The organism is Bacillus sp. NH11B (assembly GCF_001884205.1).
GTDB lineage: Bacteria > Bacillota > Bacilli > Bacillales > Bacillaceae_G > Bacillus_A > Bacillus_A proteolyticus.
This window is the reverse complement of sequence record NZ_MAOG01000143.1, coordinates 77,126-89,226: the sequence shown is the minus strand read 5'-3', so window position 1 is coordinate 89,226 and position 12,101 is coordinate 77,126. Positions and strand designations below refer to the sequence as shown.

The window sequence follows — 12,101 nt, the reverse complement described above, 5'->3', positions numbered from 1 at the left end:
ATATAATTTTAATAGATTAAGAAGATTATTTCTATAAAAATTCTACTAATTATAAAAATTAATAAGATTTTACTGTTTTCCGACAAAAGACTCCTTCCTCAAAAATCTGAAGGTGTGAAACACCAATTTTAGGTGGGAGATGAATATCGGTATGCGTGAGCCTACGTTTTTTTGATTAGGATATAAAGAAAAAGTGCCACCAGCACTCCAAACATATATATAATCAAAATGCACACCATTGGAGCCAATGGCATGCGCTACATAAATTGTTAGATATACGCACACATCTGTTTTACAAACTATTCACAGGAAAACAGATTCATATGGATGAAATGACAGAATCAGAGTAAACGTAAAATAGGGTGAGTGCAAAATTAGGGATGTTACTTTTACATTGTTCTTTGTGGGGTAGCCGTACACATCCATTAACTTAAGAAATTCAATGGCATTTTAATGTAAGAAATCTTATCTTAGATCAGCATATATATCTAGACTTTCCTATAATTCTACAGAAAGGATAACGTCTTTTTCGCTTTATAGGTAGTGCAAAATCTTAGCTTGATAGCGATGGGGTAGCACCAACAAAACACGAATTTCGTACGTTAAGTAAATTTCGACATAAAATAAGCGGTTAAAAAGAATATTGTTCAACTAAATGAAATTGTAGAAGGAAATAAATAGTAATTATGTAAAGGTTTGAATATTATACATTGGAAATAAAAACTAACTTTCGGGAGGTGAACCCATATGAGTAAATATAGTGTTTTTTCGCTTGCTACTTTTGTAATCTTCATTGTTTTGTTTTATACAATGTTGAGTGGTGTGTCGTTAGGAACATTAGGTAAACCATTTATTATTTCAATGTTTCTGCTCCCATTATTAGGATCTTTCTTGGGACTAAAAGCAAAAAAAGGTTTAATAAAATGGCTACTAATAATACTTAACATTATTGCAATTTGTATAATCGGGTATATTTCATTACTTGCTTACGGTATTGCTGAAAGCTAATTCAAATAAAAGTGAAAAAGTCGTGGTTAACAAAAGAATATGATAAAAAGAAAAATAGAACAAAATTCAACTTCCGCAATCGATAATTATGTTAATAATACCTCATGATGTGGTAAAATTTAGGTGTTGTATTAATGTGAATATACGTGAAGTTTAGAAAAGAAAAAGGAGGATTTTTATGGTCAATAATTATATAAATGAAAAAGATCATCTTTTTTATAAAAAACGTTTTTATAATGTTTTAGCTTCAATTCCTCTTGTAGTTAACACGCTAATAGTAATATATTTATTAGATTTGGGATTAATTTATTTTGTAACCTTTACGGCTATTGCAGCGATAACTTTATTAATTCAGTTCATTTATTATTATTCAAATTGGAAAAAACCTTTTAAGTAACTTTTCTAATAGTTTTATGAATGCAAAGTCTCTTCAGAAGATCTGAAGGGATTTTTTGAGATTTTTAAATACATGGACTACTGATAAGTGGTGTTATGTTAACTTCACATAAATACGGTATACAACAGGATTTTTCTCTTTAACTCAGAATTCTATATTTTATTATCCAAAATAAGGAGGGGGAGAATGAAAAAAATCATGTGTTTAGTTATGGGGGGGCTATCTATAAATTTAATGGGTTGTACTACAAAAGAAGAGCAAGTGGTTTCTCCAAAACTATCTACATCTGAACGGCAAAAAGCAGAGGTACATGCTGTAATATTTGAGAACAAGGACAAAATTACATCAATGGAGTTAAAAAATCTAAGTAAAAACGATGTTTTCAAAACAACAAATAAAGATACGATTAAATCTGTTGTTTCAGCAATAGAAAATAGTAAACCAATGAATATACTATTGGATCAAGAAGTTAAAGATACGATGAGATCTCATATGATTGTTCAATTTGAAGATGGATCAAAAGAAACCTTCTTTGTGTGGGTCGAAAAAAATCTTGAAATTATGATATCAGAAGGTATAGATGGAACTCACACTATAGCTTATAAGATAGACAATACAAATTTTAAGCAAGCAATTGATTTCCTTAAAAGATAACTTTATATATCTTTATCTTCCTTTTCTAATAATTGTTTAATATCTTTTCTGAAAAATTTCAGTTCATTTTTTGTTTTAATTAGTTCATATAACATAAAAAGTAATACTAATAATATAAAAATGCCCACCATAATAGTAATCTCACATTTTCTTTTAATCCTATTTGAGCTTTCTGAAGGTGGGTGTTGGTTCAAATAAATTCTGTTATCGGAGTTGATATATGTAATTCACCTACAAAAATTATCCCTGTCAGGCTGGAATTATTCCTTCCAACGCATTAATTTTCTTACTAATTAACTGCTCTATTCTTTTTACAAAATCATCAATTTGATTAAGTTCTGTAAGAATAAACAGATTTGAACGCATCCAATAAGGCTTTGATAGATTATTGTCAGTTACAACCTCAATACCTACAATTTCTCTTTTATCATATAAAAAGAATCTTATAGATAAGAAATGAGTTACATTGTCTATATCTTCACCTGAAACCCATTGGAATTCCTGTAGTTTAAAAGTGGAAAACCTGATTATTCCCTCCTTTAAATCTTCGAGTTCTTCATTTGTTTAAAAAATTAGAATTGAAAGTTTTTTATTTTTTTTACAATTAGCACACAAAAACGACATACTTCTAAACTATTTTTATATACAGGACTTATTTTTTGAAATGGTTACTACATATAAAGGAGACTCCAAAATGGATATGGATTCATATTATTGGGAAATGGTTAAGAAGAATATTGGTGTGTATTCTGAACAGGAACAAGAATGTCTTCGAAATAAGAAGGTCATTATTTTTGGACTAGGGGGAGTAGGTGGTTATGAAGCAATTCTGTTTTCGCGAATGGGAATAGGGCATATTACTGGTGTTGATCCCGATGAATTTGAAGTTTCTAATATTAACAGACAAATGTTAGCGCTTTCTAGTGTTATAGGTGAGCCAAAAGCAAAGGTTGCAGAACAGGTTGTAAAAGATATACATCCCTATATATCAACAAACTTTATCCAAACAAGAGTAGATGAAGAGAATGTAATCGAGCTAATAAAAGGGCATGATATTGTAGTAGAAGCCGTAGATGATATGCCTTCAAGAGTTATTATACATAGAACAGCTAGAGAATTAGGTATACCAAGTGTGGGGATGTCAGGTAGCCCCCCAACACGAGGATTTGTTTCTACATTTTTCCCAACCGGAATTCCTTATGAAGAAGCATTAAATATCTCAAGTGTCGGATGCAAATTAACAAATCAAGAATTAAGACAACAGATTGCTGATATAAAGAAAAGTCGAGCTTGGTATTCTGTGGAGAAAGGCGCACCAAAAGAGTGGGCGCAAAATTTTTGTGATGGAAAAGCAGGATGGATTATCACGCCGATGCGTGCTCATTTATTGTCACTATTTAGTTTTCATGAAGCAATACAAGTTTTAACTGATCGTGAACCTCTAGCTAGAGCGCCTAAAGGCATTGTAATAGATTTAGATAGTCATATCCCGGTTCAAGTAAAAGAAGTCCCAAAAGGTGGATGGGATTATAAAACACTGTAAGGAGGAATACAATTTGTTGACAAAAAATAATGATATGCAAAATATATATGAAGAAAGTTTTACGCGAAATATTGGTGTTATCTCTGTAGAGGAGCAGGAGAAATTAAAAAATTCTCGAGTTACTGTAGTTGGAGCAGGGGGCGTAGGAGGAATTACACTTATCCAATTGGCGCGAATGGGTGTGGGTTCTTTACATGTTATTGATCAAGATGTATTTGAAGCAAGTAATATCAATCGACAAATGCTAAGTTCCATCAGTAAATTAGGACAGCGAAAAGCAGAGGTCGCTTTAGAAATTTTGCAAGACATTAATCCATTATTACAAGTAGAGATAACAAAAGAATTTGTTACCGAGGACAATGCATTAGAGCTTCTAACGAATACAGATATCATTATAGATGCAACTGATAATTTAGTAGCGAGAGTGATTATCCATCGTACAGCTCAGAAACTAGGAATCCCTTCAATTTGGATTGCGGTGACGCCTCCATTTAGAGGTGGCGTCATGTCTTTTACTCCTGACTCTACACCCTATGAAATTGCGTTAGGATATCCGTCTTATCAAAAAGAGTTAACAACAGAAATCCAAGATGAAATTCATAAACTAAAAGATGGGCGTGCTCTTCATTCTGTCACGTACGGCGCGGATGAGAACTGGGCAAATAGTTATGTACAAAAAAATCGACCATGGGCGGTAATCTCTCCTGTTGCGAATATAGTAGGCATTCTAGCAAGCTTTGAAGCATTTAAATTTATAATAAATCGAGAAGACTTAAAACCTGTAATAAGTCCAAATTTAATCCAAATTAACTTTGCAAATCAAAATATGGTACATGTGTCTGTACCTGAAAATGATAGTTGGGATTATACAACATTATAGATGAGGTAAGAGAATATGCTTCCTTTTTTGTTACTGGGGATTATTGTTACACTCGCTCTGCTTGTTAAGGATTATGCGCTAGCTGGTGCGGCTTGTTTATTAGGAGTTTTACTTGCTGTTGGACAAAAAACTTTATTACATCTTATTCAACAATATTCTTTTCCAATTGGTATTTTCTTTCTGATGCTATTCCTTTTAGTACCAATCACATCTGGAAAGATTACAAGTGAAAACGTAATAAAATTAATTACCTCTCCTATCGGATTAGGATCCATTCTAGCAGGTTTTACTGTGTCATACATAGGAGGAAAAGGTGTAGAAGTTCTACCTATGAATCCTACGATATTGTTAGGTGTCTTAATAGGTACTCTTATTGCCGTAATATTTACAAAAGGATTACCAGCCGGATTAATTATCGCGGCGGGAATCATAGCTATTATCTCTATGAAATGAAAGGAATATTCTAAATGAGGATAAAATGGACACACATTAGTTTAGTAGGGATTTTTTTGATAATACTTATGTCTAGTTGTTCTAATATCAAAGAAACTTCTCAAAATGATCAAACTTCTAAAGTAGTAAAACAAGAATTAGAAATTCAGCAAGGAGAAGAAAAATTATTTTTACTTCATAAAAACTTAAATAATAAAAAACAGTATACATCTGATGAAATTATCTTATTTTTAGAACCATTTAGTGTACCTACAGCTCAGGCATTTGATGTACCAAAATTTTCATGGATGGATGAGTATGCCAAAAAAGGGTATGATACTTGGGCTATGGATTTCAGAGGGTTTGGTCGTTCTTCTCGCCCTAAAGAAATGTCAGATCCTTCTTCCCAAAACCATCCGGTTATTCATTTGAATGATGCAACTAAAGATCTGGAAACAATTGTAAAATGGATTAAAAAGAAAAGAAACGTAAAAAAAATTCATATTGTTGGATGGTCATATGGAGGCGTTGTGGCTGGAAATTATGCAATATCCCATCCTCAAGATATTAATAAGCTTATTTTATATGGGTATATGCATGGGTTCACACTTCCTATGATGACACAACCTTTTGAAAACCCACTACAACCTAATCAGTTTAATCCTGAAGCACCAGCTTACCAAATCGTAGACTTTGATAAAGGAATGCATCATTGGCATATGATGATGGGAAATAAAAAAATTGTTACAAACGAAGCAATGGATGCCGTAAAACAAGTTTTTATTGATTCAGATCCTATGAGTAAGAAAAATAATCAAACGATTCGTCGACCAGTTGGTCCACTTGAAGACTTATTTTATATTTGGAAAAATCAGCCTCTATATGATGCATCTAAGATTACCACTCCATTACTTGTCATTTACGGGGAAGATGACATATTTGCAGACCGAAATATGATGTCAAAATTAACAAGTGCAAAACAAAAAAAAGAAGTAGTAATCCCCGATGCAACACACTGGGCTGTGTATGAAAAGAATCGTAATATCCTATTCGAACAAACATTAAACTTTATAGAGGCGAAAGAAGGCAAACAGGAATGAAAAAAGGTTTAAAAATATTAGATGCTACCTTACGTGAAGGAGAACAACAATGTGGTATTCGTTTCTCCAAGGAAGACAAAATTACATTACTTCACATGTTAGAGGATTTTGGAGTAAGTCTTATTGAAGTTGGACACCCTGGCATCTCTGAAGAAGAAGAAGAGATTTGCCGAGAAGTTGCAGCATCTGCAAAGCACGCCGAAATACTTATGCATGCTCGGGCGAAAGAAGAAGAAGTTCATGCGGCTTATCGTGCTGGTGCCGATTGGATAGGAATCTGGGCGTCTATTAATCCTATTTCTTTACAAACAAAATACACCAATCGATCAAAAGATTATGTTATTAATCAGGTGAAACAAGCTATTGAAGAAGCAAAATCTTTAGGAATGAAAATCCGTTTTACTATTGAAGATGCTTCACGAACGGAATGGGAAGATATCGCCTACATTGGACAGGTTGCACATATAGCTGGAGCAGATCGAATCAGTTTAGCAGACACTGTAGGAATTTGGGAGCCAGGTCAGTGTGCTACAATCGTGAAGAAATCTGTTGAGACATTCCCTTGTGAGATTGAAGTTCATCTTCATAATGATTTAGGATTAGCCATGGCAAATGCTCTTGCTGCAATCGATTCGGGGGCATCTGTCATTGATGCTACATTGTGCGGAATAGGTGAACGTGCTGGGATTGTTGATCTGCTAAATTTATCAGTATTTTTATCTCAAAAGCGTAATCTACAGTGCTTTAAACTACAGATGATTCCTGAATTAACGCAATCTCTCCAATTAGCTACTGGTTGTCAAGTAGATCATTGGAGACCGATTATTGGAAAGAATATATTTACTCATACTGCATCTTATCATATAAAAGCTGTTCAGCAGAATTACTCAGCATACGAGGGTATTCAACCTGAAATGTTAGGAAGAGTAAGGAACATACAACAAAAACGTATAGAAAGAAAAGGGCCTCGGCTTTCAAAGTCTCTTCGAGTTAGTAAACCATTTGTAAAAGGAGCATCTGAGCTTTTATATCATCGTGATGGTCCAGGAGAGCGTTGGGTACAGATGGATTATAGAACTGATGAACGTGCTTCATTTTATGTAATACAGCGTGTATTTTACGACGCTCATATGGATGAGAACTTAGAAGGGCATGTAGATACTCATGCACATCATTGTGATAGTGCCTTTATTTTTTGGGGGAATAGAATAGATGGTACTGGTCTCATGTGTGAAGTAGAAATTGAAGGAGAATTGCAAATAATTGAAAGTCCAGCATCTGTTTTTATTCCATCAGGGTTAAAACATAGGTACAAATATCTTTCGGGTACAGGAACATATACAAACATCGTACTAGCACCTAATTATAATTCTAGTTTGTTAGAGGAAAGCTCATCAAAAGTATTTGTATATTAATTAAATTGGAACAAAATAGTTATTTTAATAAATGGCATATAAACAAAGAAGAGCCCGATTGGTGTGGGCTAATAATCAGTGGGTGATGAACAAAACCCCCACCGATTAAAGTTTCACTTTATAATAAAGATTGATAACTTGTAAAAAAGTTTGATAAAAAGACGTTATCTTTTCCTATGATTTTTCAGAAAGAATAACGTCTTTTTTCATTTCAGGGGGTATTTTGTTTTGTTAACTCGATAGACATGGGGACGAGCCCCTAAAATACAATTCCGCTAGAAATTTTTGCGCTATATTCTCTTTTATTTATGGTAGTTGATTAACAACACTTTCTAAAAATTTGTCTACCTTTTCTTTTGATGTATCCGGTGTATGATAACCAATCGTAAATGTAAGTCTTCCATTATAGAAGCTTGCACCCATTGAAAAGAATGGCGCATACATAATGGGTGATGTCATATACCCGTCCTCAGCTTGAATTTCACCAAACTGAATAGGTTCATCAGCGATCACCCCGAAATTTGTCAGTAACGGCAACGCCATCCCCATCTGTAAAGCCTGTTCGTATTGCTGATTATACATTTCCTTCACCACAGATAGCTTCATACCTGCCAGTAGCTCCATTCCTGCTGCTGAAGAAAGACCTGGATTTTGAGACTTTATTTTATCCATTGATTGTTTAATTCGAACGAGAGTCTGATTAAATGATTCATCATCCTCCATTTTAATCACTGGCATTTCCATGCCAGATAAGTTGCAAATAGCCCCAGTTGTATAATTAGGCAGATATCGACGTAAATCAATTGTTAAACCGATCATTTTTTCTGAGGTGCGAGGTTCTGCATACACAGTGAAATTTGATAAAGCTCGGAAGTATGCAGTCATGATTACATCATTCAAGGTAGCCTGTTGTGCTTTTGTCCATTGGATTAGACGTAGAGATTGCTCATGGCTCAACCGCCGTACGGACATTTGAGGGGAGTTATTTTTGTTGGGATGAGATGGAAAAGACCATAACGATGCCTGTTGTTCTTGGTTAGGACGATACGCGCTTTTTATGTCCGATATTCCAGCATATTTGAATACATGTGATTGATCTCGAAAACTCTCATTTCCCTCACCAAATTCCTTTATAATTTGATTCTTAGATAGTCCCAAGGAAAGTTGAGTATAAATTGCTCCAAGCAAATTAATATATTCCTTGACCCCTGCACCATCTGAACATAGATGAGATAATTTCACAACTAACATATCTGTCGTAGTGCCTCGTAATAATTTTGTTTGAACCATAGGCCCCTGAATACGATCACCAGGTTCCTTAATAAAATCTATTGCCATTATTTCAAGTTCTTGATCATTTCCTTCTGCAAAAAGGCAAATAGGTGAGTTAGTGGCAGATGAATGTTCCTCCCAGTAAGGAATATCATTTTCTACAAACCGGCTGTTCAAAATCGGCTGCAATTGTAACGTTATCCTTACTGATTGTTCAAGTATTTTCTTTGATATACCTACAGGAAAATAAAGAACTGCATTAATTTGTTGATCTGCAGAATAAAGACCTAATATATAATTCATTCGATCTTGAGGTGTTACTGAAAACTTTCTTTGTTCCATAATTTTGTCCCCCTTTTAAGACTTTTTTTGTATAACCTTATTCTCCATATGGTTGTAACTTTTCTAGTCACTTTTCTTCAAGAGCAAATAATTCTTATTTTTAAATTTTTTTACGAAAGTATCTTTTCCGTACTGGTTCTATTCTTTTTACGGCTCTTAGTAGGTGATATACCCATTTTTTTATTGTTATTAATACTTTCTATCTCTTTCGATAAAATCAAACGTAATTTTGTTTAGTTTATATATATACAAACATTTTACAATTGTGTTTGGAAATTATCAATAAAACAAATGAAATATTTTTATGTCTATTAATAAAAAACAATAATATAATACGTTCAGGTGTTACTTCATAATAAAAGGTTGATGGGCATGGAGGACCACCAACCTTTTATCATATTGCTTTAGATGCTTGTATTCATTATTACGTTTTTTACAAATAATTCCTTCTTGCGCTTGTATCACCTCATCATTTTCAACAATTAATCCTTTACAAAAAAATGATGTATCAGGTCTTTGTACAAATGGAGGAAAAGTAGGTGTATATGGCGCTAATGTACGAAAATCAGCATCTGCTAGCGCTAAGGTTGTAGGTTTCATTAATAAAGATACTAATGTAACTGGTACTTGGGGTAATGGAGAATATGTCCAAGGACATTATGATAATTCATCTAAATGGTTATATATATCTTCATTAGGTGGTTATATATAAAACAACTTTAATTAATACTTGTGGGCATAAAAAATAAATTGGTAATTAATTGAGTTCTTTTATCTTTTACTATTATTTATTATTTATAGGGGGCACATTACATCGCTATCAAGCTAAAAAAATGTATCTATTAAACGAAAAAAAACGCTATTCTTTTTGTAGAAATATACAGAAAGGATGGCGTTTTTCGTATGGATTTATCGACTTCTGATGAACTGGAATTATTTTTTTAAGAGTTACAACGATACATGTCGCCTGATGCTTTAGAGCAATTAGCTAGAAAAGTAGGATTTGTTAAACGAAAAAGTAAATATCGCGCACCAGATTTAGTGGTCCTATGTATTTGGTTTAGCAAAACAAAGCCCATCTATATATATTTGGAAGGATAATCTTCCATTCATACTCTGTTCATAATCCTTAGATAAAATAAATCTTGTAAAAGGAAGAGAAATTTTGTAAAGGGGTGATTGATGTGCTAGCATCTGCTATTACATTTATTACAGCAGCACTTATTTTTTATTCAATTGGGGTTTGGAGTGAAAAGATTCAAAAAACATTAAAACCTTGGCATGTGATTATATTTTGGGTTGGATTAGCATGCGATACGATTGGTACTACATTAATGGAGAAAATGGCTTCAGAAGGTTCTCTATTCAGCTTTCATGGGATTACGGGTTTATCAGCAATTTTACTTATGTTATTTCATGCTGTGTGGGCCACTGTAGTTTTAAAGAAGAAGGATATAAAAATGATTGCAAAGTTTCACACATTTAGTGTAATTGTGTGGTTCATTTGGTTAATTCCATATATTTCAGGGCTTATATATGGAATGACAAACAATTCATAAAAGGAGTTTGAACTTTCCAAACAAAAATAAAACTATTTTTATATTAGGATATACAAGGAGAAGCTAGAGAAATATTTACACCATTTGTTTTCCTTTAGCTCACAAGCCATGTATTGAGAATGGAAAGGAAACAGAAAAACGTATATTACATTATTAGTAAAAACCCCTCAACACGAGTCGAGGGGTTTTTTATTAATAATGTAAAGCAACTAAATAAATCTATTGGTAGAATAATAAACATTAAAAACATCCATTTTTAAATTGTTTAGGTGAAACACCAGTATGTTTTTTAAAGACCTTTGTAAAATGGCTCTGGTCATGAAAATTTAATAGTGTAGAAATTTCGGATATAGAATGTCTCGTAAAGGTCATTAAATTTTTTGATTCATCGATCTTAGCACGTTGAATATATTCGCCTAGTGAAATTCCAATTTCTTTTTTGAAAAGGGAAGATAGATAACTAGGATTTAATGCGACTATTCCTGCTAGTTGGGATAGTGTGATTTCTTCGTAAAGATGAGTAAATATATAATTTTGACATACGTTTATAGGTTTTGAATGTTTTTGTATTGTCACATTTCTTACTCGTTCTGAGAACTCAAGTAAAGCATTCTCCAAAAATGGAGAAATGGCTTCACTTTTATTTATTTCTTCGAGTTTTTGAATAAATAAATCACTGAGGGTATATGCGATTTCAGGGAATAGTCCACCATCTATAGCTGATCTAGTCGCAAGTGTAATTGCTGCGATGGCAGAATTCTTCTGGCTTCGCAAATGACTTGTTTTTGATAACACCCCAAGATCCCCTGATTCAGGTAATCTCCTTAGATTTTTAATTAAATCATCTTTTTTTCCAAGCTTAATACACTCGAAAATTTCTCTTTCAATTAGTGGGTCGATATGAGTTAATGTACTTTGACGTTGCTCCGATATATGTATATCAGGCTGTTCAATCTCAAAATCATCCTTTTTTAATAGTATATTTTTTTGCAAAATATCAGCAATATCTAATTTTTGTTGATATAGCATGTAAAAAAGAATCATACTTACATTTAAAAATTTCAAATTGCTTAAGATGGGGAGAGAATGATAATATCGTATCATTTTCTCTTTGTCTATTTTTAGTTGAAGATCATTAATGAGTCCTTTAATTGAGGTTTCTGATAATCTGGAATAGAGGACAGGTCCAACGATGATATTCCCACTAAGTTGATCGTTCAAACGTAAGCTAATTGAGAAGAAATTTTCAAGAAAAGAAGTCTCTTCTAGTACTGGAAAAGTATAGGGTGGATTTTCCTTAAATAGTTGATTAAGTAACTCCTCTTTTGAAGAATACAAAGGGTTATGCTGAAAATTGGACGAGATTTCAAATGCTAAATCCCCTTTGTTATCAATGAAAAAGATAGGTGTTTTATGTATGTCAAAGACTAGCTTACAAATATAATATAAATCTTCTAGTTTGGAGCAATTCACTATTTTAACCTCTATTCATTAAACAT

12 protein-coding genes and 1 pseudogene are annotated in these 12,101 nt (G+C 33.0%); 10 read left to right on the top strand and 3 right to left on the bottom strand.

Annotated elements, in window-relative coordinates; genetic code table 11:
- Positions 1-747: 747 nt before the first annotated feature.
- The 8 genes from BAU27_RS29375 to BAU27_RS29335 all read left to right on the top strand — a co-directional run bounded on the left by BAU27_RS29375 (position 748) and on the right by BAU27_RS29335 (position 7,429).
- Positions 748-1,008, top strand: coding sequence for a hypothetical protein (locus tag BAU27_RS29375; protein ID WP_071772896.1), 261 nt, complete (start codon positions 748-750; stop codon positions 1,006-1,008).
- Positions 1,009-1,186: 178 nt separating this feature from the next.
- Entirely contained in the window at positions 1,187-1,405 is a 219-nt protein-coding gene (locus BAU27_RS29370; RefSeq protein WP_071772895.1) for a hypothetical protein, read from the top strand.
- 186 nt (positions 1,406-1,591) lie between these two features.
- Positions 1,592-2,059, top strand: a complete 468-nt coding sequence (locus BAU27_RS29365) for a hypothetical protein (protein WP_071772894.1) — start codon at positions 1,592-1,594, stop codon at positions 2,057-2,059.
- Positions 2,060-2,753: 694 nt separating this feature from the next.
- Positions 2,754-3,602 carry a HesA/MoeB/ThiF family protein gene (locus BAU27_RS29355; protein ID WP_071772892.1) on the top strand — a complete coding sequence of 283 codons (849 nt, stop codon included), beginning with the start codon at positions 2,754-2,756 and terminating at the stop codon, positions 3,600-3,602.
- 13 nt (positions 3,603-3,615) lie between these two features.
- Positions 3,616-4,482 carry a HesA/MoeB/ThiF family protein gene (locus BAU27_RS29350; protein WP_083596232.1) on the top strand — a complete coding sequence of 289 codons (867 nt, stop codon included), beginning with the start codon at positions 3,616-3,618 and terminating at the stop codon, positions 4,480-4,482.
- 15 nt (positions 4,483-4,497) lie between these two features.
- Positions 4,498-4,935, top strand: coding sequence for a DUF441 family protein (locus BAU27_RS29345; RefSeq protein WP_071772891.1), 438 nt, complete (start codon positions 4,498-4,500; stop codon positions 4,933-4,935).
- 14 nt (positions 4,936-4,949) lie between these two features.
- Positions 4,950-6,014, top strand: coding sequence for an alpha/beta hydrolase (locus BAU27_RS29340; protein WP_071772890.1), 1,065 nt, complete (start codon positions 4,950-4,952; stop codon positions 6,012-6,014).
- On the top strand, positions 6,011-7,429 hold the full coding sequence (locus BAU27_RS29335) for a homocitrate synthase/isopropylmalate synthase family protein (RefSeq protein ID WP_071772889.1): 1,419 nt from the start codon (positions 6,011-6,013) through the stop codon (positions 7,427-7,429). Before BAU27_RS29340 ends, BAU27_RS29335 begins: the two co-directional genes overlap by 4 nt.
- A 306-nt stretch (positions 7,430-7,735) precedes the next feature.
- Here BAU27_RS29335 and BAU27_RS29330 read toward each other — a convergent pair whose 3' ends face one another.
- Together BAU27_RS29330 and BAU27_RS32120 are read right to left on the bottom strand one after the other, a co-directional pair.
- Positions 7,736-9,043 carry a condensation domain-containing protein gene (locus tag BAU27_RS29330; protein WP_071772888.1) on the bottom strand — a complete coding sequence of 436 codons (1,308 nt, stop codon included), beginning with the start codon at positions 9,041-9,043 and terminating at the stop codon, positions 7,736-7,738.
- A 345-nt stretch (positions 9,044-9,388) separates the two neighbouring features.
- Positions 9,389-9,643, bottom strand: coding sequence for a hypothetical protein (locus BAU27_RS32120; RefSeq protein ID WP_139254708.1), 255 nt, complete (start codon positions 9,641-9,643; stop codon positions 9,389-9,391).
- A gap of 303 nt (positions 9,644-9,946) precedes the next feature.
- Here BAU27_RS32120 and BAU27_RS33145 point away from each other — a divergent pair.
- Together BAU27_RS33145 and BAU27_RS29315 are read left to right on the top strand one after the other, a co-directional pair.
- Positions 9,947-10,111, top strand: a pseudogene (locus BAU27_RS33145) (IS4 family transposase); the annotation flags it as partial.
- 116 nt (positions 10,112-10,227) lie between these two features.
- Positions 10,228-10,602 carry an HsmA family protein gene (locus BAU27_RS29315; RefSeq protein WP_071746356.1) on the top strand — a complete coding sequence of 125 codons (375 nt, stop codon included), beginning with the start codon at positions 10,228-10,230 and terminating at the stop codon, positions 10,600-10,602.
- 240 nt (positions 10,603-10,842) lie between these two features.
- Here the strand turns inward: BAU27_RS29315 and BAU27_RS29310 are convergent, their stop codons facing one another.
- Positions 10,843-12,075 (bottom strand): helix-turn-helix domain-containing protein, encoded by a 1,233-nt coding sequence (locus BAU27_RS29310; protein WP_071772887.1) that lies wholly within the window; start codon positions 12,073-12,075, stop codon positions 10,843-10,845.
- Between the last annotated feature and the right edge of the window lie 26 nt (positions 12,076-12,101).